Raw genomic sequence first — 23,708 nt, 5'->3', positions numbered from 1 at the left:
CTGCGCGCGCTTCACGGCCTCGACAAATGTCTGAAAGAAAACGAAGAACGCCGCGCCAGGCGCGGGCCGGATTGACCGTCGAGGTGATCCTGGGCGCCGCCCTTCAACTTCTCGAGGCCGAGGGCGTCGAGCGTCTGACCACCAATCACATCGCCGCCCGCGCCGGGGTCAGCATCGGCACCGTCTACCAGTACTTCCGCGACAAGGACGACATCCTGGCCGCCCTCGCGCAGCAGCGGGCCGGCGCAGTGCGCGACGACATCGCCCAGCTGGTCATCAGCCCGCCGGGCGCGAACGCCGTGCGCGCCATCGTCCAGGCCCTGACCCGCAGCTTCGACGACGCCCCGCGCGCCCGCGCAGCCCTGCTCGACGCTATGTACCGCGGGCGCGACGACGGCGGCCTGCAGCAGCACCATCAGGCGTTTCTCGCCGCCATCGACGGCAAGGTCCAACTCCACGCCGAGCTGACGCCTGAGCGCGCCTTCGTGCTCACCCACGCGCCGGTCAGTCTGCTGCGCGCCGCTGCGGCCGAGCCGGGCCTGGGGCTCGATCCGCAAGCGCTGGAGGACGAACTGGTCCGGCTGCTGGAGGCCTATCTGGCGGCCCTGCCCGCCGCGCGCTGAGGGCTCAGCGCCGCCGGCGCCGCCGTCGCCAAGCCAGCGCCAGGCGCACGATCACGATCAGGCCGGTGGCGATCCAGGCCCACTTGCCCCACGCCGGCAGATCGACATCCCGGGTCAGGTGGACGGCGAGCAGCCCGCCGCCGATGAACACCACGGCGACCACGACCGCGATCAGCGACTGTTTGGCGTTCTCGCTCATCGCCCGTCCCTTCGCCTGCAGGCGCGCGCCTAGACCGCTTCCTTCAGCATCCGCCGGCGCTCGACCGACGAGGGGATGCGCATCGCCTCGCGGTACTTGGCCACGGTGCGGCGGGCGATGTCGACGCCGGTTTCCTTGAGGATCTCGACGATCCGGTCGTCGGAATGCACGTCGCGCTCGCCGCGCTCGGTGTCGATCAGCTGCTTGATCTTGTGGCGCACGCTCTCGGCCGAGTGCGCTTCCCCGCCCGAGGTCGAGGCGATCGAGGACGTGAAGAAGAACTTCAGCTCGAACATGCCGCGCGGAGTGGCGATGTACTTGTTCGAGGTCACCCGGCTGACGGTGGATTCGTGCATCCCGATGGCGTCGGCCACGGTCTTCAGGTTCAGCGGCCGCAGGTGCTCGACCCCGAAGGCCAGGAAACCGTCCTGCTGACGCACGATCTCGCTGGCCACCTTCAGGATGGTCTTGGCCCGCTGGTCCAGGCTCTTCACCAGCCAGTTGGCGCTGGCCATGCAGTCGGAGACGAAGACCTTTTCCTGGTCGGTGCGCGCGCCGCCGGCGACGCGGGCGTGATAGCGCTGGTCGATCAGCAGCCGCGGCAGGGTGTCGGTGTTCAGTTCCACGTGCCACAGGCCGCCCAGGCCCTCGCGCACGAAGACGTCCGGCGCCACCGGCTGGCTCGGCTCGCCGCCGAACGCCGCGCCCGGCCGCGGGGTCAGGCCACGCAGCTCGGCGACCATGTCGCGCAGGTCCTCGTCGTCGACGCCGCAGACGCGGCGCAGCGCGTTCATATCCCGTCGCGCCAGCAGTTCCAGATTGTCGAGCAGCGCCACCATCGCCGGGTCGCAGCGATCGCGCTCCTTCAGCTGCAGCATCAGGCATTCGCGCACGTCGCGAGCGAAGACCCCGGTCGGCTCGAAGCCCTGCAGCGTGGTCAGCACGTCCTCGACCGGGGCCAGCTCGCAGCCCAGCCGCTCGGCGGTCTCCAAAAGGTCGATGCGCAGGTATCCGCCCTCGTCCACCCCATCGATCAGGATGGCGGCGATGGCGTTCTGCGTCGGGCTGAGCCGGGCCACCGCCAGCTGGTCGTGCAGATGTTCGGCCAGCGTCTTCTCGCGGGTCAGCCGCCCCTCGAAGTCCTCGGTGTCCTCGAACGAGCCGCCCTTGCCGGCCTTGGACCAGTCGACCGCCCCGCCTGCATGCTGGGCTTCCTGGGCGTCGCCGGTGGCGTGCTCGCCGGGCGAGGCCTGGTCGTGGGCGGCGTCCATGTCGGCCGCGGCGGCGTGGTCGGCCAGATGTTCGCTGACGCCGTCGTCCGATTCGCGCGGGGCCTCGTCGCGGTCGGGCTCTGATTCGCGCTCGTCGCGCTGCAGCAGCGGATTGCGCTCCAGCTCGCCCTCGACGAAGGCTTCGAGCTCAAGGTTCGAGAGCTGCAGCAGCTTGATCGCCTGCTGCAGTTGGGGCGTGATGACCAGCCCCTGCCCTTGCCTCAGCTCCAAACGCGCGCCGAGCGCCAAATCCGCCTCCTGGCCTGTTTCTTGCTGGCGAGGTTAGCGCGCTCATCCCAACCGAAGTGTTAACCGCACGGCGCAGCTTGATTAAGCGGCCATGGTCTCCCGTGCGGGGGCCAGCGGCGCCCAGTCGAACTCCGGATAGACCCCGGCCATCATCCGATCGACATAGGCGACGAGGTTGCCGAAGCTCATCGCCCGCTCGCGGATCGGGGCGTCGAAATACGGCGCCATCAGCCCCGCCAGCATGCCGAAGGCGACCCCATCCACCCCGCTCGGCCGGCAGCCCATCAGGAACGGCTTGGCCCCCAGCAGGGCCGACAGCGCCGCCAGCGAGCGTACGCCCAGGCTCAGGATCTCGGCCTCCGAGTGGCGGCCCACGCCCGCCGCGCGGATGTTCTCGGCGACGCGGCCCTGGATGTCCCGGCGCATGTCCTCCTGCAGGGCCGGCGGCAGGGCGGCGAAAAACTGCGCCGGGCCCTTGGCGTAGTTCTCGGGGATCAGCCAGCGCACGTGCGCCAGCGTCCAGCCGAAGTGATTCTCGACCATCCGCTCGATGGCCCAGGCCTGGGCCCGTTCGGCCAGGCTCAGGCCCTCGTCGAAGTCGACGGCGTACTTCTTCTCCAGATGCAGGCGGATGAAGTGGCTGTCGGCGATCAGTTCGCCGTCGTCGTCCAGCCAGGGCAGCTGGCCCTTGGGGGACAGTTGCGGCATGGCGGCTTCCTTCACATAGGGCAGGCCCGCCATCCGCAGATGGACCTCGGTCTTGGTGACGTAGGGCCTGACCTCGGGCACGCCGAAGTTCGCGCCGGCTCCGTAAAGCGTGATCATGGAGTCTCTCCCTGAAAGAACTCCGTTGGCTTAGAACCCGGCTACTGCCACCATGCTGTCAGCATCGCCGGCCGATGCTCCAGCCCCATGAAACGGATCTCCATGCGTCGCGCCGATCGCCTGTTTCAGATCATCCAGATCATGCGCCGGGCGCGTGCGCCGATCACCGCCGACGCCATCGCCGAGGAGCTCGAGACCTCCAAGCGCACGGTCTATCGCGACATCGCCACCTTGATGGGCCAGCGGGTGCCGATCCGCGGCGAGGCCGGCATGGGTTATGTCCTCGACCAGGGTTTCGACCTGCCGCCGCTGATGCTGACCCCCGACGAGATCGAGGCCGCCGTGCTCGGGGCCCAGTGGGTGGCCAGCCGCGGCGACCCCTCCCTGGCCCGCGCCGCCCAGGACCTGATCGCCAAAATCGGCGCCTCGGTGCCCGAACGCCTGCGCCCCTACGTGCTGGAGCCGGCCGGCCGCGCCGTTCCAGGCTGGCGCACCGCCCCGCCCGACCAGCTCGACATGGCCCAGGTCCGCGCCGCCATCCGCGCCGGCCGCAAGATCACCCTGCACTATCGCGACGAGCAGGACCGCGAGAGCCGCCGCACCGTCTGGCCGGTCACCGTCGGCTATCACGAGACGGTGCGGATGCTGGTCGCCTGGTGCGAACTGCGGACCGACTTCCGCAACTTCCGCACCGACCGGGTGGTCGCCGCCGAGTTCCTCGAAGACCGCTATCCCGACCGTCCGTCCCTGCTGCGGGCCCGCTGGCGCCAGGCGCTGGAGGAGGAACGTCGCCGCCACCACGAACAGTACGAGGCGCAGCGCGACCAGCGGGCCGCGCCTAGCGCCTAGCGCCTAGCCGCGTGACCTACTTGTAGCGTTCGAACCAGGCGAGGATCGCCTGGACCCGCGCCGCCGACTGCGAGGGGCGCACCGCCAGCCCCCCATGCGAGGCCTCGGGCACGCGGACGAAAGCCGTCGGCACCCCGCGCAGGCGCAGGGCCTGATAGTACTGCTCGGACTCGCCCACGGGCGTGCGCAGGTCGCGGTCGCCGACCAGCACCAGGGTCGGGGTCTTCACATGGCCGACCAGCGACAGCGGCGAACGCGCCCAGTACCCTTGCGGGTCTTCCCACGGCATCTTGCCGAACCAGTAGTCGGCCATGAAGTTGGCCCCGTCGACGGTCAGCACCTGGCTGGTCCAGTTGATCACAGGCTTCTGGGTCGCCGCGGCCTTGAACCGGTCGGTCTTGCCGACGATCCAGGCGGTCAGCAGCCCGCCGCCCGAGCCGCCGGTGACATAGAGCCGGCCCGGGTCGACGAAGCCCTTGGCCACCCCCGCGTCCACCACGCTGATCAGGTCGTCGTAGTCGTGGGCGGGATAGGTCTTGTCGATCTCGTTGGCGAAGGCCGCGCCGTATGACGTCGAGCCGCGCGGGTTCGAGTAGACCACCACGTAGCCGGCGGCCGCATAGAGCTGGTTGTCACTCGAGAAGTACGGACCGTAGGCCGAGAACGGCCCGCCGTGGATCTCCAGCACCAGCGGATACTTCTTCGACGGGTCGAAATTCGGCGGCGTGACGATCCACGCGTCGATCGGCTTGCCGTCATAGGCTGAAGTCACCGCCAGTTTTTCGACCTTGCCCAAGGTCTTGCCGGCGAACAGGTCGGCGTTCAGCGCCGTCAGCCGCCGCGCCGGCCCCTTGCCGGCGACTGCGATGTCGGCCGGCCGCTCGGGCGACCCTTGCGTGAACGCCACGGCGCCGTCCCGCGCCAGCGAGAAGTCCCCGCCGGTATAGGGCCGGTCGAGGGCGGGGCCGGCCAAGCCCTCGGCCAGGACCTGGATCCTCCCGTCCAGCCCCACCTTGGCCAGCTTCTTCACGCCGTGATCGTCGTAGGAGACCACCAGGCTGCGCCCGTCGCGCGACCATTGCGCGCCGTCGATGCTGCGGTCCAGGCCGGCGGTCAGCGACCGCGAGCCCTGACCGTCCGCACCCATCACATAGAGCTGCGCGTTCTCGTAGCTGCGCCGCGCGGCGTCGTCATAGCCGAGATAGGCGATCTGTCGCCCGTCGGGCGACACCACCGGCGAGGCGTCGGGCCCCAACCGCCGGGTCAGCTGGGTCAGGGCGCCGTCGGTCGCCGAGACGCTGAAGAGTTCGCTCTCGTTTGGATTGCGCTCCCAGTCCTTGTTGCGGTTGGACGAGAACAGCACCTTGCCGCCGTCGCCGCTCCAGGCGAGCGGCCCGTTGGCGTCGAACTTGCCGAAGGTCAGCTGGCGCGGCGCGCCGCCGTCGGCCGAGACCACGAAGACGTGGGAAAAGCCGGGCTTCAGTTCGCCGTCGCCGTCGGCGCGCCAGGTCATCCGGTCTTCGACCTTCAGCGGCGGCGCCCAGCTCGCGCCTTCAGGCTTGGCCAGCGGCGCGCCCAGCTTGGCCGGCTCATCGGCGGTCAGCATCAGGATCGCCAGCGACTTGCCGTCCGGCGACCAGGCCAGGTCGCTCGGCGCCTGCTCCAGGGTGGCGACCTGGGCCGAGCGCCCGCTGGTCATCCAGCGGACGTGGATCTGCGGGCCGCCCGGCCCCGACACGACATAGGCCAGGCGCTGCCCGTCCGGCGACCAACGCGGCCGGCTGTTCGAGCGATCGTCGGCGATCAACGGACTCTGCGCGCCGGTCTTGGGATCGATCAGCCAGATCGCGCGGCGACCGCGGTCGGTCATGATGTCGTTCGCGACCCGCACATAGGCGATGGCGCCGCCGTCGGGGCGGAACTGGGGATCGGATGCGTACTCGAGTCCGAACAGGTCGCGCGGCCCAAACACCCGCGACGGGGCGTCGGCGACCTGGGCCGCGGCGGGCGTCACGGAAAGCGCGGCGCAGGCCGCGAGAATCAGACTGGCGTAACGCATAAGGACGAAGTTCCCCGACCGCCCCATCGCGGCGGCGCCATAGAAGGAACTTGCGCGGCGATTGTCCAGGCGCGGACTAACTCGCCTCGGACCCGACGCGATCAGTCCTGGCCGAAGCGCTCGCCGAGATAGACCCGGCGCACTTCCGGATCGTCGACGATCTGGTCGGGGGTGCCCTCGAACAGCACCTCGCCGGCATGGATGATCGAGGCGCGGTCGATGATGTCCAGGGTCTCGCGGACATTGTGGTCGGTGATCAGGATGCCGATGCCGCGGCCCTTGAGATAGGTGATCACCTCGCGGATGTCGGCGATGGCCAGCGGATCGATACCGGCGAACGGCTCATCCAGCAGCATGAACGACGGCTCGCTGGCCAGGGCCCGGGCGATCTCCACCCGGCGCCGCTCGCCGCCCGACAGCGACACCGCCGGCGAGGTCCGCAGATGCTCGATGCGCAGCTCCTGCAACAGCTCGGTCACCGTCTGCTTGGCGCGGGCCTGGCTGCGCTCGCGCAGCTCGACCACGGCCATGACGTTCTCTTCCACGGTCATGGCGCGGAAGATCGAGGTTTCCTGCGGCAGGTAGCCGACGCCCATGCGGGCGCGCTGGTACATCGGCTGGCGGGTGATGTTCTCGCCGTCGAGATAGATCGAGCCGTAGTCGGCCGGAATCAGGCCGGTGATCATGTAGAAACAGGTGGTCTTGCCGGCGCCGTTGGGGCCGAGCAGGCCCGCGACCTCGCCGCGCGCCAGGCGCAGCGACACGCCCTTGACCACCGCACGCTTGCGGAAGGACTTGCCGATATTGTCGACGACAAGACCCTCGCCGGCCAGGCCCGGCAACGACTGTTCGGCCTCGGCCAAGTGAACTCCTAGCGGCGGGCGGCGGGCTGGCCCGCCTGCTGGTTCGGATAGATGACGGCGCGCGGACGCGCCTTGCCGGGGCCCTTGGCGCCCGACTGCATCTGCGCATCGCCGGTCGCGACATTGACCACCAGCCGGTCGCCGCGGATCACGTTCGGACCCGACACGGCGACCACGTCGCCGGTGATGACGATGCGTTCGGCGGTGACGTCGTAGTTGGCGTTGTCGCCGCGGACCTTCTGCTGCGGGGTCACGTAGTAGACGTTGCCGATCGCCTCCATGCGGTCGAGGGCGCCGCACGATCCGCCGGCCGCGCCGGGACGGCCCGCGCCCTTCTTGGAAAAGGTCTTGATCACGTCGGCGCGCAGCCGCGTGCGGTCCTGCAGCGCCTCGGCCGATCCGCTCCAGATCGACACGCACTCGTTGTTGATGACTTCCAGCGCGTCGGCGGTGATGTCCACCGGCGCATCCGAGCTCTGGCTCAGCTGCGCGGCGGCCGGGCTCGCGCCCAGCGTCAATGCGACTACGGCCATCGCCGCCAGCTTCGTCATTTCAAGCCCGCTCATGCTCATGAAGCCCATCTGGGAAGCCCGGTCCGAAAGTCGAGTGCGAAAAGATCGAGTCCGCAAGCTCTACTTCGAATCGATGCGTCCGCGCACCCCGCCCTTGAAGACCAGGCGCTCGCCCTTGTCGTACACGCCATAGGACTTCGCCGTGATTTCGCCAAGCGACGAGGCGCCGGAGATCAGACCCTCGCCTTCGAGTTCGCCCGTCGCGGTGTTGAAGATCGAACTGGCGGTGTCGAAGGTGACGTCGCCGCCGCTCATCTTCACCCCGCCGTCCAGGTTCAGCACCCGCCGGTCCTCGCTGTAGACGCCGGACTTGGCGGTCACCCGCGTCGGGTTCACCCCCTCGGCGTCGAGGATCAGCGCCGGCTTGTCCAGCAGCACCCGTTGATAGTCGTTCTCGTCGCGCACCGCGGTCGATGCGGTCAGCACGAAAGCCCGCCCCTTGTCGTCCTTGCCGACGAAGCGCGGATTGACCAGCTCGATGGGGGCGTCGGCCTCGCGCGGCTTGGCGTCGCGGCCAAGAAAGGTGGTGTGGGCGATGAAGCCGAGCAGCGCCGCCAGGATCGCCACGATCAGCGCCGGCAGGATGACCCGCAGCCGCCGGATCAGCCGCGAACGCCGCCGCCAGCGCTCGAAGTCGCTGCGGACCGGCGGTTGGACTGTGGCGGCGAGCGACGTCATCGGCGTCTCAGGCGTGCGCGAAGATGTCGACCTCTTCCCAGCCCCTCACGTCCAGCAGGGCGCGGTGCGGGAGGAAGTCGAAGCAGGCGCGCGCCAGGCCGTCGCGGCCTTCGCGCGCCAGCATGGCGTCGAGCTTGTCGCGCAGGGCGTGCAGGTGCAGCACGTCCGAGGCGGCGTAGGCGATCTGTTCGTCCGACAGCTTGGCCGCGCCCCAGTCCGAGCTCTGCTGGGCCTTGGACATGTCGACGCCCAGCAGCTCCTTGCTGACGTCCTTCAGACCATGACGGTCGGTATAGGTGCGGGCCAGCTTCGAGGCGATCTTGGTGCAGTAGACCGGCGCAGTGACCACCCCCAGGTGCAGGTGGAACATGGCGATGTCGAACCGCCCGAAGTGGAAGATCTTCAGGATCTTCGGATCGGTCAGCACCCGCTTCAGGTTCGGCGCGTCATAGGTCGAGCGATCCAGCTGGACCAGGTGGGCGTCGCCCTTGCCGTCCGACAGCTGCACCACGCACAGCGGGTCGCGGCCCAGCGCCAGGCCCATGGTCTCCGAATCGACCGCTACGGCCTCGGCGTCGGCGAACACGCCCTCGGGAAGATCGCCAATATGCAGATGGTTGGCCAAGGGCCGTCTCCGAAACTTCAAGTCGCGCCACCCTATATAGCGCGCGATCTGCGCCGCACAGGCGCAGACACGCGATGGACGTACACCTGTCGCGGCCGCGCAACGCTGGCGCAACCTGCAGGAACCATGATGTCTGGGAGCTGAACAGGCGCCACTCTGCTACGAGAGTGGTGCCCAGGAGAGGACTCGAACCTCCACGACCTTTCGGCCACTGGCACCTGAAGCCAGCGCGTCTACCAATTCCGCCACCTGGGCCCGGTCCCTTCGGATCGGGGAGGGCGCTCTTTAGGGCGCCGCTCGGCCGCGGTCAACACGCTCTGTCGCATTATTCGAAGTCTCGTTGCAGCGCCCGGCGGCTTCGTCTATCCGGGCGGCTCGGAACCTTCTTTGTTTTCATATGCGGACGCACGGCATGCAGGATCTGGTCACGGTCTTCGGCGGATCAGGCTTCATCGGAACCCAGATCGTTCGGGCCCTCGCCAAGCAGGGCCTGCGCATCCGTGTGGCCGTCCGTCAGCCGCACCTGGCCCACACCATGCGCCTGATGGGCGACGTCGGTCAGGTCGAGGTCGTGCAGGCCAACATCCGTGACGAGGCCTCGGTCCGCCGCGCCCTGGCCGGGGCCCAGGCCGCCATCAACGCGGTCGGCATCTTCCACGACACCGGCCGCCAGAAGCTGGCCGACGTCCATGTCGACGGCGCCCGCAACGTCGCCCGCGCCGCTCGCGAGCTGGGCGTCGAGCGTCTGGTGCTGATCTCCGGGATCGGCGCCCACGCCCCCGGGGCCGCCGACTACGTCGCCTCCAAGGCCGACGGCGAGGCCGTCACCCGCGCCGAGTTCCCCGACGCCGTCATCCTGCGGCCCTCGGTCGTGTTCGGCCAGGGCGACAAGCTGCTCAACACCTTCGGCCAGATGGCCGTCTACAGCCCGGTGCTGCCGCTGATCGGCGCCGAGACCCGCCTGCAGCCGATCTATGTCGGCGACCTGGCCCGCGCCGCAGCGACCGCCGTCACCGATCCGGCCTGCGCCGGCCGCACCTACGAGCTGGGCGGCCCGGGCGTCTTCACCGTGCGCCAGATCGTCGAGCTGGTGATCGCCGAGACCGGCCGCCGCCGGGGCATGGTCCCGGTGCCGTTCGGCGTCGCCGGCCTGCTGGCCAAGCTCAGCGCCCCGATCGGCCTGATCACCCCGCTGTCGCCGCCTATCACCGCCGGCCAGGTCGAGATCCTGAAGACCGACAACGTCGCCGACCCGGCCCTGCCGGGCCTGTCCGACCTCGGCGTCACCGCGCCCATGACGCTGGAAGCGATCGCCCCGACCTATCTCTACCGCTTCCGCAAGGGCGGCCAGTTCGCCGATCAGGCCCTCACCGCGGCCTGATCGCCTAGACGTGTCATCCCGGTTTCGGCTGCAGGCCGAAGACCGGGACCCATGAACACCTGATCTGGCAAGCTATGGCCAGGCCGCGCCCATTCCGCCGTCACGGCGCTAATGGATCCCGGCCTTGCTGCGCAAACCGGGATGACAGGGGGCGCGAGGTTCGCCTCAGCCCCCGTGGAGATACAGCACGCCCAGCCCGACCAGGCCCGCGCCGATCCGCCACCAGCCATAGGGCGCCAGCCCGAAGCGGTTGATGAAGTCGAGCATCGTCTTCACGACAACCAGGCCCGACAGGAACGCGACCACGAAGCCGATGGCGATGATCCCCAGATTGTCGCTGGTCAGCACGTCCTTGTTCTCCCAGAAGTCCAGGACGAACGCCCCGACCATGGTCGGGATGGCCATGAAGAACGAGAACTCGGCCGCCGCGCGCCGGTCGATGCCGATCATCACGCCGCCGACGATGGTCGCGCCCGAGCGCGACACCCCCGGCACCATCGCCAGGATCTGGCAGAAGCCGACGCCCAGCGCCCGCTTCCAGCTCAGGTTCATGGCGTCGTCTTCCTTGGGCGTCGGCGCCCAGCGGTCGACGAGCAACAGGATCACCCCGCCCACGATCAACATCACGCAGATCAGGCCGATGCTCTCGAACAGCACGGTCTTGATGAAGTCGTGTGCGAAGAACGCCACCGCCATCGACGGCAGCACTGAGATCAGCACGCTGGCGGCGAACCACCGGGCCTTCGGGTCGCTCGGCAGGCGGATGAACACTCCCCACAGCCGCTGGAAGTAGATCACCACCACCGCCAGGATCGCGCCCAGCTGGATCATGACGCTGAAGGTGTCCCAGAAGCCGCTCGGCAGGCCCAGCAGCTTCTTGGTCAGCAGCAGGTGCCCCGTCGACGAGACTGGAATGAACTCCGTCAGGCCTTCGACAAGGCCGAGAATGACGGCGGCGATCCAGTCTGACACTGGCGACTCCATGGAACGAGATTGAGCGATCAAGGGCGATGAACAGGGTAAATTTCCAGTTCATCCATTTTTGGGACTATTTAGAAGAAGTCTCGCAGTGCTTCTGGCGTAGCGCGACATCGCGACGGCTCAATTGGTCTCATAATTTTACCATCAACTTTTGTCGGCGCGCATTCGCCGCTACACGAGCCTGCCTAACATCCGGGTATGGAGGTTTTGCGGCCATGGCCGAGCGCATGCTGAAGTTCACGACGGTCGAACGCACGACGCCCGCCAAGCGCGCCGCACAAACCCGTTCGGGCGATTTCCACGAGATCTACGCCGACTTCATCGACGCGAAGGCCAGCGAGCAGGCTTCGCGCTGCTCGCAATGCGGCATCCCGTTCTGTCAGACCCACTGTCCGCTGCACAACAACATCCCCGACTGGCTGCGGATGACCGCCGAGGGCCGCCTCGAGGAAGCCTACGCCCTGTCGCAGGCCACCAACTCGATGCCGGAGATCTGCGGCCGCATCTGCCCGCAGGACCGCCTGTGCGAGGGCTCCTGCACCATCGAGCAATCCGGCCACGGCACCGTCACCATCGGCGCGGTGGAGCGCTACCTGACCGACAAGGCCTGGGAAGAAGGCTGGGTCCAACCTCTGCGCGCCGGGCCCGCCCGCGGCCAGTCGGTCGGGATCATCGGCGCCGGGCCGGCGGGCCTGGCCGCCGCCGAGCGCCTGCGCGAAATGGGCTACGAGGTCACCGTCTACGACCGCCACGACCGCGCCGGCGGCCTGCTGATTTACGGCATCCCCGGCTTCAAGCTGGAAAAGGACGTGGTCGAGCGGCGCACCGCCCGCCTGGCCGATGGCGGCGTCGAGTTCAAGCTCGGCTTCGAGGTCGGCCGCGACGCCGGCCTGGACGAGCTGCGCGCCCGCCACGACTCGGTCCTGATCGCCACCGGCGTCTATGCGGCCCGCGAGCTGATCGCCCCGGGCTCCGGCTCGGCCGGGGTCGCCCCGGCCCTCGACTACCTGATCGCCTCCAACCGCATCGGCCTCGGCGACAGCGTCCCGGCCTATGACAGCGGCGAACTCAACGCCGCCGGCCGCGACGTCGTCGTCGTCGGCGGCGGCGACACCGCCATGGACTGCGTGCGCACCGCCGTGCGCCAGGGCGCCAGGTCCGTCACCTGCCTCTACCGCCGCGACCGCGCCAACATGCCCGGCTCGGCCCGCGAGGTCGCCCACGCCGAGGAGGAAGGCGTGGTGTTCGAATGGCTGGCCGCGCCCCGCGCCGTGCTCGGCGACGCCGGCCACGCCGACGGCCTGCGCGCCATCCGCATGCGGCTCGGCCCGCCCGACGCCTCCGGCCGTCAGGCCCCCGAGGAGGTCGAGGGCGGCGACTTCGACCTGCCCGCCGGCCTGGTCATCAAGGCCCTGGGCTTCGATCCGGAAGACCTGCCGAACCTGCTGTCCGCGCCCGACCTCGCGGTCTCCCGCTGGGGCACGGTGAAGGCCGACTTCAAGACCATGCAGACCAGCCTGCCTGGCGTCTTCGCCGCCGGCGACATCGTCCGCGGCGCCTCGCTGGTCGTCTGGGCCATCCGCGACGGCCGCGACGCCGCCGACGCCATCCACCAACACCTCTCGCAGCGCGCGCTGCTGGCCGCGGAGTGATCACATGAAGACCGCTCATCCCCGCGAAGGCGGGGACCCAAACAGCCTCCAAGCCCCTCAAGCCATGCCGAACCAGACCTCGGCTTGGGCCCCGGCCTTCGCCGGGGTGAGCGAGGAACTGGACCGGTACGCCGCCAACCGCGCCGCCCTGACCGCCGCCCACGCCTACTCCCCCAGCGACGAGCGCGACGCCTGCGGCGTCGGCCTGGTCTGCGCCCTCGACGGCAAGCCGCGCCGCGAGGTGGTCGAGTTGGCCATCACCGCGCTCAAGAGCGTCTGGCACCGCGGCGCGGTCGACGCCGACGGCAAGACCGGCGACGGCGCCGGCGTGCTGCTCTCGGTGCCGCAGGACTTCTTCGCCGACCAGGTGACCCGCATCGGCCACGTGCTACGCCCCGGCCCGATCGCCGTCGGCCAAGTCTTCCTGCCGCGCAACGACCTCGGCAATCAGGAGGCGGCCCGCACCATCGTCGAGGCCGAGGCCCTGCGCTTCGGCTTCTACATCTACGGCTGGCGCCAGGTGCCGGTCGACACCTCGGTGATCGGCGAGAAGGCCAACGCCACCCGTCCCGAGATCGAGCAGATCATGCTCTCGCCGCCGGCCGGCCTGACCGGCGAGGCGCTGGAGCGCGCCCTGTTCCTGTGCCGCAAGCGCATCGAGAAGCGCGTCGCCGCCGCCGGCATCCAGCACTTCTACCTGTGCTCGTTCTCGGCCCGGCAGCTGATCTACAAGGGCATGTTCCTCGCTCAGCACATTGATGAGTTCTATCCCGACCTGCGCGACGAACGCTTCGCCGCCGCGGTGGCGATCTTCCACCAGCGCTACTCGACCAACACCTTCCCCGAGTGGCGCCTGGCCCAGCCCTTCCGGATGCTCGCCCACAACGGCGAGATCAACACCAAGAAGGGCAACGTCAACTGGATGAAGTCGCACGAGATCCGGATGGCGGCCGACGCCTTCGGCGAGATGGGCGACGACGTGAAGCCGGTCATCCAGGACCCGCACGGCTCGGACTCCATGGCGCTCGACAACACCTTCGAGGTGCTGGTCCGCGCCGGCCGCGACGCACCGATGGCCAAGGCCCTGCTGATGCCCGAGGCCTGGAACGCCCGCTCCGACGAACAGATCAAGCCGGCGCACAAGGCGCTCTACGCCTACTGCAACTCGGTGATGGAGCCGTGGGACGGCCCGGCCGCGATCTGCGCCAGCGACGGCCGCTGGGTGGTCGCCGGCAAGGACCGCAACGGCCTGCGCCCGCTGCGCGTGGCCTATACCGACGACGGCCTGCTGATCATGGGTTCGGAGGCCGGCATGTGCCGGGTGGAAGAGTCGCGCATCGTGCGCAAGACCCACATCTCCGCCGGCCGGATGATCGCCGTCGACCTGGCCGAGGGCCGGCTCTACGGCGAGGACGAGATCGTCGACGAGCTCGCCGTCCGCCACCCGTACGACCAGTGGCTCGGCAACATGGTCGACCTGGAGAAGACCATCGCCCCGGGGCCGGAGCCGCGCGCCTACTCGCGTGAGGAGCTGGTCCGCCGTCAGGTCGCCGCCGGCCTCAGCCTGGAGGACATCGAGCTGATCCTCGCCCCCATGGTCGAGGACGGCAAGGAAGCGGTCGGCTCGATGGGCGACGACACCCCGCTGGCCGTGCTCAGCGACCAGTACCGGCCGCTGTCGCACTTCTTCCGCCAGAACTTCAGCCAGGTGACCAACCCGCCGATCGACTCGCTGCGCGAGACCTCGGTGATGAGCCTGAAGACCCGGTTCAAGAACCTCGGCAACATCCTGGCCCAGGACGAGGCCCAGACCGACGTCTTCGTGCTGGAAAGCCCGGTGCTGACCACCGGCATGTACCACCGCGTCGTCGAGTTCATCGGCGAGAAGAACGTCGCGGTCATCGACTGCACCATGCCGCTGCCCGCGCCCGAGAGCCGCGACGGCGACGCCCTGCGCGCCAACCTCGACCGTATCCGCGCCGAGGCCGAGGACGCGGCCCTGCGCGGCTGCGCCACCATCGTGCTGACCGACGAGGCGAGCGGCCCTGGCCGCCTGGCCCTGCCGATGATCCTGGCCACCGGCGGGGTGCACTCCTCGCTGGTCGCCAAGGGCCTGCGCTCCTACGTCTCGCTGATCGTCCGCTCGGCCGAATGCCTCGACACCCACTACTTCGCGGTGCTGGTCGGGGTCGGGGCGACGGCGGTCAACGCCTACCTGGCCCAGGAGAGCTTCCAGGACCGGCTCGACCGCGGCCTGACCGGCGAGCTGTCGCTGCGCGACCTCTGCCTCAACTACAAGCACGCCATCGAAGGCGGCCTCCTGAAGATCATCGCCAAGATGGGCATCGCGGTGATCTCGTCCTATCGCGGCGGCTACAACTTCGAGGCCCTCGGCCTCTCGCGGGCCTTGGTCGCCGAGTTCTTCCCCGGCATGCCCTCGCGCATCTCCGGCATCGGCCTGGCCGGCATCGAAGTCAAGGCCCTCGAGCTGCATCGCAAGGCCTGGGACGCCGCCGCCATAACCCTGCCGGTCGGGGGCTTCTACAAGGCCCGCCGCGCCGGCGAGGCGCACGCCTTCGAAGCGCGGATGATCCACACCCTGCAGCGCGCCTGCGACACCGGCGAGTACGCCGCCTACAAGACCTTCTCCGAGGGCATGCGGCGGATGCCGACCATCCAGCTGCGCGACCTGCTCGACCTGCGCTCGCCCGAGCGCGCGGTCAGCCTCGACGAGGTCGAAAGCGTCAACGAGATCCGCAAGCGCTTCCTGACCCCCGGCATGAGCATGGGCGCCCTGTCGCCTGAGGCGCACGGCGTGCTCAACATCGCCATGAACCGGATCGGCGCGAAGTCGGTGTCCGGCGAGGGCGGCGAGGATCCGGCCCGCTACACCCCGCTGCCCAACGGCGACAACCCGAACTCGGCGGTCAAGCAGATCGCCTCGGGCCGCTTCGGCGTCACCGCCCAGTACCTGAACGAGTGCCGCGAGATCGAGATCAAGGTCAGCCAGGGCGCCAAGCCCGGCGAAGGCGGCCAGCTGCCCGGCTTCAAGGTCACCGAGCTGATCGCCAAGCTGCGCCACTCGACGCCCGGCGTGATGCTGATCTCGCCGCCGCCGCACCACGACATCTATTCGATCGAGGACCTGGCCCAGCTCATCTACGACCTCAAGCAGATCAACCCGGAAGCCCGGGTCTGCGTGAAGCTGGTGGCCATGACCGGCATCGGCGCCATCGCCGCCGGGGTCGCCAAGGCGAAAGCGGATGTGATCCTGATCTCCGGCAATGTCGGGGGCACCGGCGCCTCGCCGCAGACCTCGATCAAGTACGCCGGCGGGCCGTGGGAGATGGGGCTGTCCGAAGCCAACCAGGTCCTCACCCTGAACAACCTGCGCCACTCGGTGCGCCTGCGGGCCGACGGCGGCATGCGCACCGGCCGCGACGTGGTCATCGCCGCCATGCTCGGCGCCGAGGAGTTCGGCATCGGCACCGCCAGCCTGATCGCCATGGGCTGCATCATGGTCCGCCAGTGCCATTCCAACACCTGTCCGGTGGGGGTCTGCACCCAGGACGAGGCCCTGCGCGAGAAGTTCTCGGGCAGTCCGGAAAAGGTCATCAACCTCTTCACCTTCATCGCCGAGGAGGTGCGCGAGATCCTGGCGGGCCTGGGCTTCCGCAGCCTCAACGAGATCGTCGGCCGCACCGACCTGCTGCAGCAGGTGAGCCGCGGCGGCGAGCACCTCGACGACCTCGACCTCAACCCGCTGCTGGTCCGTGCCGACCCCGGCCACCATGCCCCGTTCTGCACGGTGGAGGGCCGCAACGAGGTGCCAGACACCCTCGACGCCCAGATCGTCCGCGACGCCGCCCCGCTGCTTGAGCGCGGCGAGAAGATGCAGCTGACCTACACCGTGCGGAACACCGCCCGGGCGATCGGCTCGCGCACCTCCTCGCACATCGTCCGCAAGTTCGGCATGGACGGCCTGCCGCCCGGCCACCTGACCGTCCAGCTCAAGGGCTCGGCCGGCCAGAGCCTCGGCGCCTTCGCGGTCCAGGGCCTGCGCATCGAGCTGACCGGCGAGGCTAACGACTATGTCGGCAAGAGCCTATCGGGCGCGACCCTGGTCGTGCGGCCCGCCCCGCAGCTGGCGTCTCCACAGACCAACGCCATCATCGGCAACACCGTGCTCTACGGCGCCACCCGCGGGCGGCTGTTCGCCGCCGGCCTGGCCGGCGAACGCTTCGGGGTGCGCAACTCCGGCGCCGTCACCGTCGTCGAAGGCTGCGGAACCAACGGCCTGGAATACATGACCGGCGGCGTCGCCGTGGTGCTGGGCCCGGTCGGCTTCAACTTCGCGGCCGGGATGACCGGCGGCATGGCCTATGTGCTCGACCTCGACGACCGCTTCCTGACCATGCTCAACCGCGACAGCGTGGTGGTCGAGCGCATCGGGACCCGCCACTGGGAAGCCGAGCTCAAGGCCCTGGTCGAGGAACACGCCCGCGAGACCGGCTCGGTCCTGGCCCAGACCATCCTGCGCGACTGGGACCGCCACCTCGCCAAGTTCTGGCAGGTCGTTCCCAAGGAAATGGTCCACCGCCTCGACAAGCCGCTCGCCGAGGAAGAGGCGGTGCATCACCGCGCCTAGCGCCGCCCCCTCCCCCACCCTCTCCCCGGCGGGGAGAGGGAAAGGCGCTTGCATCGCCGCTAACTCGATATGAACATATCAAGAACAAAATGGCGAGAACCGCCAAAGCAGCTTGCACGATAAGTTCCCTCGCCCCCTTGGGGGAGAGGGTTAGGGTGAGGGGGACCCCGATGCCGCGCAACGCCTCGACAGCACAAGCCCGCTCGCTCCGCGCCAGGCAAACCAACGCCGAGGCCTACCTCTGGGCCGCGCTCCGCAACCGCCAGCTCGGCGGTTGGAAGTGGCGGCGTCAGGTCGGCGTCGGCCCCTTCGTCGTCGACTTTCTCTGTATCGAGGCCGGGCTCGTCATCGAGCTCGACGGCAGCGGCCATGCTGAACGGCGCGAGCACGACGCACTCAGAACCGCCATGCTCGGCGCGCACGGCCTACGCGTCATCCGCTTCTGGAACCACGGCGTCCTCGAAGGCCGCGAAGGCGTGTGCGACGCGATCCTCGCCTCGTGCGGCGGCGAGCGCCCCCCCTCACCCTAGCCCTCTCCCCGTGGGAGAGGGAACAGGTCGAGCAGCCCGCACATCACGTCCCCTCGCCCCCTTGGGGGAGAGGGTTAGGGTGAGGGGAGGCTCGCCGCCGCGCGCGAGGGCGAGGACTACCCCACCACCTCGCCGACATAACGCGCCCGTGGGCGGATCACCCCCCCGCCCTGGCCCTGCTCGATGGCGTGGGCGATCCAGCCGGCGCAGCGGGCGACGGCGAACAGCGCGAACGGCGCGTCGTCGGGCAGGCGCAGGGCCCGCGCCATCGCCACCAGGGCGAAGTCGACATTCGGAGCCAGGCCGGTGATCGCGCCGATCGTCGCCTGCAGGCGGGCCATCTCCGGATCCGGCTCGAACCGCTCCAGCAGCGCCGCGGCCCGCGGGTCGCCGTCAGGATAGAGGTTGTGTCCGAACCCCGGGATCTGCCGGTCCTCGGCCAGCCGCGCATTGACCGCCGCCCGCGCGCCGACCTCGGCCGCCTCGCGCGCCAGGCCCTGCACCGCCGCCGCGGCCCCGCCGTGCCTGGGTCCCGACAGCGCCGAGAGCCCGGCCAGGGCGCAGGCCGCCAGCGAGGCGCCGGTCGAGGCCGCCACCCTTGCTGCGAAGGTCGACGGGTTGAGCTCGTGGTCGGCCAGCAGCACCAGCGCCCGGCGGATCAGGTCCGCGCCCGGTCCGCCCGGCCCCTGCCCCCAGGCCAGCGCCAGCCGGCCGGCGATCGCCCCGCCGCCCTGCTGGCCGGCGACGGCGTCGGTCAGCACGTCGAGCAAGGTCGCGGCCTCGACCGCCAGGGCCAGCGGATTGCGCCCGCGGGCCGGCGGATCCTGGCCGGCCCGCGCCGCCAGCGCCAGGAACGCGCGCGAGCGCATGTCCGGCCCCTCCGGCGGCCTTGGCCGGTCGGTGCGCTTCAGCGCCGCCCCGTGGCCGCCGCGCAGCAGCCGCGCCGTGGCCTCCAGCGTTTCGGTCTCCGCCAGCTCCACCGCGTCGCGGCCGCGATAGAACAGCCGCCCGCCGGACACCGTGGTGATCGCCGAGGTCAGCACCGGCTCGCCCCAGGTGATCGCCCCCGCCGCCACCTCGGCCACCTTGCGGCTGCGGCTCTTGCGGTCGGTCAGGGCCGAGATGTCCGAGGCCCGATAGAGGCTGCGGCGCGGATCGCGCGGATCGGGCCGCACCTGCACCCGCCCGCGGCTGACATAGGCGTAGAGCGTCTGGGAGCGCACGCCCAGCCGGGCGCGGGCCTCCTCGGCGGCGATCCATTCGGGCGGTCTGGCGGGGGCCGATGCAGTCATATGTTGATTATATTGATCAAGATTGACGCTTCCAGCTTGCGGGCAAATATCGCGGCAAGCAAGAGGAGTTCCCGCCATGTCCGATGGCCTTGAAGACGTCGTCGCCGCCAACACCGTGATGTCGGAAGTCGACGGCCAGCGCGGCGTGCTGATCATCCGCGGCCATTCGCTCGACGAACTGGCCGGCGCCACGCGGTTCGAGGATCTGGTCCGCACCCTGTTCGACGGATTCTTCGACGCGCTGCCGGCCGATCTGGCCCCGGCCCTGGGCGCGGCCCGCGCCGAGGTGTTCTCCGAGGTCGCCGCCCTCGATCCCGGCCTGCTCGACCTGACCCCGGTGGAGGCGATGCGCGCCCTGACCGCCCGTCTGCCCGACGGCGACGACCTGGCCACCGCCCTGCGGCTGATCGCGGCCCCGGCCGTGTTCACCGCCGCCGTGGTCCGCGCCCACCAGGGCCAGGCTCCGATCGCACCTGACCCGGCGCTCGGCCACGCCGCCGACGCCCTGCGGATGATCTCCGGCCAGGTTCCGGCCAAGGCCCAGTCCGACGCCCTCGACACCTACCTGGTGACGGTCAGCGATCACGGCCTCAACGCCTCGACCTTCGCCGCCCGGGTGATCGCCTCGACCCGCGCCGGCCTGACCTCGGCCGTGCTCGGCGGGATCAGCGCCCTGAAGGGCCCGCTGCACGGCGGCGCGCCCGGCCCGGTGATCGAGATGCTCGACGAGATCGGCGCGCCCGCCAACGCCCGGGCCTGGATCGAGCAGGCCCTGGCCCGCGGCGATCGACTGATGGGCTTCGGCCACCGGGTCTATCGGGTCCGCGACCCGCGCGCCGACGCCCTGAAGGCCGCCGTCCGGCGCTTAGGCGACGGCTCCAACGTCCGCCCCGGCCGCATTGCCTTCGCCGAGGCGGTCGAGGCCGCGGCCCTGGCGATCCTCAAGGAGCACAAGCCGAACCGGCCGCTCGACACCAATGTCGAGTTCTACACGGCCCTGCTGCTGGAGGCGCTCGACTTCCCGCCCGGCGCCTTCACCTGCGTCTTCGCCATGGGCCGGGTCGCCGGCTGGATCGCCCACGCCCGCGAACAGGTGGCCGGCGGCCGCCTGATCCGCCCGCAGTCGGTCTATGTCGGCCCGGCCCCGCTGAAGGCGGCCTAGCCTACTTCAGCGCGATGCAGCTGGTCGCCGAACGGCGCGGCCGCCTCCTGGTGGACGAACACCGCATCATAGGCGCCCTCGGCCAGGTCGCTGACCAGCCGCTGGGCGTTGTCCTGGGCGGTGCGCAGCGACAGCTCCGGATAGCGCTGAGCCATGGCCGTGACGATCGGGCCCAGCAGCCCGTGCCGCGGGGCCGGCCCGACCCGGATGCGCAGCCGCCCGCGCTCGCCGTGCATCAGCTTGTCGAAATCGTGGTTCAGGGCCTCGACGTCGCGCAGCACCGCCTCGGCCCGGGCGACCAGGAACCGGCCATAGGACGTCGGCTGGGCGGCGCCAGCCTCGCGCGCGAACAGCTCCACCCCCAGCTTGGCCTCCAGCCGGGCGATGTTCTTGCTCAGCGTCGACTGCGCCATGCCCAGCCGACGGGCCGCGCCGCTGAACCCGCCGTGCCGGCTGATCGCTACGATCTGTTCCAGGTGCTTCAGATCCATGGCCGGAAGCTAAGCCACTTTCCGCCGCGACGGGCGCCTGTTCGCGCCGAGCCGCCGCTCGCCGCAATGCGGATTTAACCCTACCGGACTATCCACCTGGCCAGTTCCCCTGCTTTCGAGGATTCGTCCCATGCCCCCTGAGCCGCTCGCCGCTCCCTGGTCTGGCGACGACCCGCTCGTGGATGTCGGGGCCTTTTTCGAATTTTCGCTCGACCTGCTGGTGATCCGCGACCTCGAAGGCCGCGTGCTCAAGGCCAGCTCCTCCTGGCGCACCCTTCTCGGCCACGATCCGGAGGAGCTACGCGGCCAGCCGCTGCTGGGCCTGGTCCACCCCGACGACATGCCCGGCACCCTGGAGAGCGTCGAGGAGGTCGAGAACCGCCGGCCCGGCGCACCGGTGCTCGGGTTCACCAACCGCTACCGGCACAAGGACGGCCGCTACCTCACCCTCGAATGGCGGGCCCAGCGGTTCGGCGACCGCATCTACGGCGTGGCCCGCGACGTCACCGAGCGCGTCGCGGCCGAACGCGAACTGCGCGAGGCCAAGGTCGCCGCCGAGGCGGCCAGCCGCGCCAAGTCCGACTTCCTGGCCAATATGAGCCACGAAATCCGCACCCCTCTCAACGGCGTCATCGGCATCGTCGACGCCCTGGCCCGCACGCCGCTGGCCGTCGATCAGGCCGAGATGGTCGACCTGATCCGCAATTCCGGCACGGTGCTGGAGCGCCTGGTCTCCGATATCCTCGACGTCTCCAAGATCGAGGCCGGCGAACTGCCGCTGGAGATCGCGCCGTTCGACCTCGAACTGGCGCTCGGCCCCTGCATCGAGGTCATGCGCTACCGGGCCGCGGACAAGGGCCTGGCCTTCGAACTGGCCCGCGGCCCAGGCGCGCGCGGCCTGTTCGTCGGCGATGGCGCCCGCATCGCCCAGATCGTCGCCAACCTGCTCTCCAACGCCATCAAGTTCACCCCCAGCGGGACCGTGGCCTTGCGGCTGGACCTCGCCGACGACGGCCGCCTGACCCTGGTCGTCGAGGACACCGGCGTCGGTTTCGACGCCGAGCACGCCAGCCGGCTGTTCAACCGCTTCAGCCAGGCCGACGCCTCGATCAGCCGCCGCTTCGGCGGCACGGGCCTGGGGCTGTCGATCTGCCGCTCGCTGACTGAGATGATGGGCGGCGAGATCGCCGCGACCTCCCAGCCGGGCGTCGGTAGCCGCTTCGTGGTCGCCCTGCCGCTCGTCCGCGCCGAGCCCGCGGACGAGACGCGCGGCGTCCGCCCCGTCCCCGCCCCCGCGCCGGCCTGCCGCGCCGCCGGCCCCCTGCGGGTGCTGCTGGCCGAGGACCATCCGACCAACCAGCGCGTCGTCCAGCTGATCCTCGCCAGCCAGGGCGCCGAACTGGTGATCGTCGAGGACGGGGCCCAGGCGCTCGAGGCCTTCGCCGCCGGCGCCTTCGACCTGGTGCTGATGGACATGCAGATGCCGCACATGGACGGCCTGGCCGCCACCCGCGCCATCCGCGCCCTGGAGGCCGAGCGCGGCGCCGCGCCCGTGCCGATCGTCATGCTCAGCGCCAACGCCATGGCCGAGCACCTCGACGAGGCCCGCGCCGCCGGTGCCGACCTGCACGTCGCCAAGCCGATCACCGCCTCCAGCCTGCTGGCTGGCATCGAGGCGGCGCTGGCCGGGGCCTGATCGGAAGCGGAGCGCGAACAAGCCCCGCCCCGCGGCACCGGCCGCGAGTCGTTCGCGCTGGGGTCGCCCGGCGTGGGACGGTATGACGGGCCATGGTCCAACCTCGTCTCTCCGCCGCCGAATCGGCCATGCTGACCCGCCGCATCACGCTCGCCTCGACCGGCGTGGCGCTGCTGCTGGTGACGATCAAGACGCTGGTCTGGGCGATGAGCGGGTCGATCGCCCTGCTCGCCTCGGCCGCCGACTCCGCCCTCGACCTGCTGGCCTCGCTGGTCACCTTCTTCGCCGTCCGCTACGCCGCCAGCCCGCCCGACGCCGAGCACCGCTTCGGTCACGGCAAGGCCGAGGCCTTCGCCAGCCTGATGCAGGGCGGCCTGGTGTTCGCCTCCGCCGCCCTGGTCGGCCGCGAGGCGGTCATGGGCCTGATCGATCCCCAGCCGGTCCGCCAGGAGGGTCTGGCGGTGATCGTGATGGCGGTCTCCACCGCCCTGACCTTCGGCCTGATCAGCGCCCAGAGCTGGGTCCTGAAGCGCACCGCCTCGGTGGCCGTCGCCGGCGACCGCGCCCACTACGCGACGGACCTGGCCTCCAACATCGCCGCCCTGGTCGGCATCGCCGCGGCCGCCTGGCTGGGGCTCTCCGGCCTCGACGCGCTGGCCGCCCTGGTGGTCACCGGCCTGCTGCTGTGGGGTGCGATCAGCGTGTTCCGCGAAGCCGCCAACCAGCTGATGGACCGCGAACTGCCGCACGAGGAGCGCGAGCGGATCAAGACCCTGGTCACCCACGACCCGGCGCTGACCGACGTGCATCAGCTGCGGACCCGCGCCTCGGGTCCGTACGTTCACATGCAGATGCACGTCGACCTCGACCCCGCCCTCTCGCTGGAACAGGCCCACGCCGCCATGGTCGCGGCCGAAAAGCGCATCCTGGCTGAGTTCCCCAGCGCCGACATCATCATCCATCCGGACCCGCGCGGCGCGGCCGAACCGCACGGCGGCGCCTTCGCCGAGACCGCCCTCGGTAAACGTGGCCTTAACGAGGACTAGCGATACTCGGTCGCCT

20 protein-coding genes and 1 tRNA gene are annotated in these 23,708 nt (G+C 70.1%); 9 read left to right on the top strand and 12 right to left on the bottom strand.

Annotation, left to right across the window (positions count from 1 at the left end; all coding sequences use genetic code 11):
• Positions 1-71 precede the first annotated feature (71 nt).
• On the top strand, positions 72-623 hold the full coding sequence (locus tag O4N75_RS02160; RefSeq protein ID WP_348649516.1) for a TetR/AcrR family transcriptional regulator: 552 nt from the start codon (positions 72-74) through the stop codon (positions 621-623).
• A 4-nt stretch (positions 624-627) separates the two neighbouring features.
• Here O4N75_RS02160 and O4N75_RS02155 read toward each other — a convergent pair whose 3' ends face one another.
• From O4N75_RS02155 to O4N75_RS02145, 3 genes are all read right to left on the bottom strand, one after another.
• Positions 628-822 (bottom strand): hypothetical protein, encoded by a 195-nt coding sequence (locus O4N75_RS02155; RefSeq protein ID WP_269627755.1) that lies wholly within the window; start codon positions 820-822, stop codon positions 628-630.
• Between the two features lie 29 nt (positions 823-851).
• Positions 852-2,342: an RNA polymerase factor sigma-54 gene (gene rpoN / locus O4N75_RS02150; RefSeq protein ID WP_269627754.1), complete on the bottom strand. Its 1,491-nt coding sequence runs from the start codon at positions 2,340-2,342 to the stop codon at positions 852-854.
• An 81-nt stretch (positions 2,343-2,423) separates the two neighbouring features.
• Positions 2,424-3,167: a glutathione S-transferase family protein gene (locus O4N75_RS02145; protein WP_269627753.1), complete on the bottom strand. Its 744-nt coding sequence runs from the start codon at positions 3,165-3,167 to the stop codon at positions 2,424-2,426.
• A 102-nt stretch (positions 3,168-3,269) separates the two neighbouring features.
• Between O4N75_RS02145 and O4N75_RS02140 the strand changes: the two genes are divergently transcribed.
• Positions 3,270-4,016, top strand: coding sequence for a YafY family protein (locus tag O4N75_RS02140; RefSeq protein WP_269627752.1), 747 nt, complete (start codon positions 3,270-3,272; stop codon positions 4,014-4,016).
• Positions 4,017-4,032: 16 nt separating this feature from the next.
• Here O4N75_RS02140 and O4N75_RS02135 read toward each other — a convergent pair whose 3' ends face one another.
• From O4N75_RS02135 to O4N75_RS02110, 6 genes are all read right to left on the bottom strand, one after another.
• Entirely contained in the window at positions 4,033-6,075 is a 2,043-nt protein-coding gene (locus O4N75_RS02135) for a S9 family peptidase (RefSeq protein WP_269627751.1), read from the bottom strand.
• A gap of 101 nt (positions 6,076-6,176) precedes the next feature.
• Positions 6,177-6,917: an LPS export ABC transporter ATP-binding protein gene (gene lptB / locus O4N75_RS02130; RefSeq protein WP_183772402.1), complete on the bottom strand. Its 741-nt coding sequence runs from the start codon at positions 6,915-6,917 to the stop codon at positions 6,177-6,179.
• A 29-nt stretch (positions 6,918-6,946) separates the two neighbouring features.
• On the bottom strand, positions 6,947-7,489 hold the full coding sequence (locus tag O4N75_RS02125) for an LptA/OstA family protein (protein ID WP_267230898.1): 543 nt from the start codon (positions 7,487-7,489) through the stop codon (positions 6,947-6,949).
• An 81-nt stretch (positions 7,490-7,570) separates the two neighbouring features.
• On the bottom strand, positions 7,571-8,188 hold the full coding sequence (gene lptC / locus O4N75_RS02120; protein WP_267230899.1) for an LPS export ABC transporter periplasmic protein LptC: 618 nt from the start codon (positions 8,186-8,188) through the stop codon (positions 7,571-7,573).
• Between the two features lie 7 nt (positions 8,189-8,195).
• Complete coding sequence (locus O4N75_RS02115; RefSeq protein ID WP_267230900.1) at positions 8,196-8,813, bottom strand: ribonuclease D; 618 nt, start codon at positions 8,811-8,813, stop codon at positions 8,196-8,198.
• A gap of 168 nt (positions 8,814-8,981) precedes the next feature.
• Positions 8,982-9,068, bottom strand: a tRNA-Leu gene (locus O4N75_RS02110).
• Between the two features lie 157 nt (positions 9,069-9,225).
• Between O4N75_RS02110 and O4N75_RS02105 the strand changes: the two genes are divergently transcribed.
• Entirely contained in the window at positions 9,226-10,194 is a 969-nt protein-coding gene (locus tag O4N75_RS02105) for a complex I NDUFA9 subunit family protein (RefSeq protein WP_269627750.1), read from the top strand.
• Positions 10,195-10,359: 165 nt separating this feature from the next.
• Here O4N75_RS02105 and O4N75_RS02100 read toward each other — a convergent pair whose 3' ends face one another.
• Entirely contained in the window at positions 10,360-11,166 is an 807-nt protein-coding gene (locus O4N75_RS02100) for an undecaprenyl-diphosphate phosphatase (protein WP_269627749.1), read from the bottom strand.
• Positions 11,167-11,390: 224 nt separating this feature from the next.
• On the opposite strand from O4N75_RS02100, the gene O4N75_RS02095 reads away from it, so the two are divergent.
• The 3 genes from O4N75_RS02095 to O4N75_RS02085 all read left to right on the top strand — a co-directional run bounded on the left by O4N75_RS02095 (position 11,391) and on the right by O4N75_RS02085 (position 18,005).
• Positions 11,391-12,827: an NAD(P)-dependent oxidoreductase gene (locus O4N75_RS02095; protein WP_269627748.1), complete on the top strand. Its 1,437-nt coding sequence runs from the start codon at positions 11,391-11,393 to the stop codon at positions 12,825-12,827.
• A gap of 106 nt (positions 12,828-12,933) precedes the next feature.
• A complete protein-coding gene (gltB, locus tag O4N75_RS02090) occupies positions 12,934-17,475 on the top strand; it encodes a glutamate synthase large subunit (RefSeq protein WP_269629422.1) in 4,542 nt (1,513 codons plus the stop codon).
• A gap of 170 nt (positions 17,476-17,645) precedes the next feature.
• Positions 17,646-18,005 (top strand): DUF559 domain-containing protein, encoded by a 360-nt coding sequence (locus O4N75_RS02085; RefSeq protein WP_269627747.1) that lies wholly within the window; start codon positions 17,646-17,648, stop codon positions 18,003-18,005.
• A 116-nt stretch (positions 18,006-18,121) separates the two neighbouring features.
• On the opposite strand, the gene O4N75_RS02080 is transcribed toward O4N75_RS02085, so the two are convergent.
• Entirely contained in the window at positions 18,122-19,297 is a 1,176-nt protein-coding gene (locus tag O4N75_RS02080; protein ID WP_269627746.1) for a citrate synthase, read from the bottom strand.
• 76 nt (positions 19,298-19,373) lie between these two features.
• On the opposite strand from O4N75_RS02080, the gene O4N75_RS02075 reads away from it, so the two are divergent.
• Positions 19,374-20,459, top strand: a complete 1,086-nt coding sequence (locus O4N75_RS02075; RefSeq protein WP_269627745.1) for a citrate synthase/methylcitrate synthase — start codon at positions 19,374-19,376, stop codon at positions 20,457-20,459.
• On the opposite strand, the gene O4N75_RS02070 is transcribed toward O4N75_RS02075, so the two are convergent.
• Positions 20,456-20,950, bottom strand: a complete 495-nt coding sequence (locus tag O4N75_RS02070; protein ID WP_269627744.1) for a LysR family transcriptional regulator — start codon at positions 20,948-20,950, stop codon at positions 20,456-20,458. The genes O4N75_RS02075 and O4N75_RS02070 overlap by 4 nt on opposite strands.
• Before the next feature lie 130 nt (positions 20,951-21,080).
• On the opposite strand from O4N75_RS02070, the gene O4N75_RS02065 reads away from it, so the two are divergent.
• Entirely contained in the window at positions 21,081-22,646 is a 1,566-nt protein-coding gene (locus tag O4N75_RS02065) for an ATP-binding protein (protein ID WP_269627743.1), read from the top strand.
• A gap of 92 nt (positions 22,647-22,738) precedes the next feature.
• A complete protein-coding gene (locus tag O4N75_RS02060; protein WP_269627742.1) occupies positions 22,739-23,692 on the top strand; it encodes a cation diffusion facilitator family transporter in 954 nt (317 codons plus the stop codon).
• The last annotated feature ends 16 nt before the right edge of the window (positions 23,693-23,708 follow it).

Source organism: Phenylobacterium sp. NIBR 498073, assembly GCF_027286305.1.
In the GTDB taxonomy this organism is placed as follows: Bacteria; Pseudomonadota; Alphaproteobacteria; order Caulobacterales; family Caulobacteraceae; genus Phenylobacterium.
The sequence above is the reverse complement of the archived record's forward strand: the minus strand, read 5'-3'. Positions and strand labels throughout refer to the sequence as shown.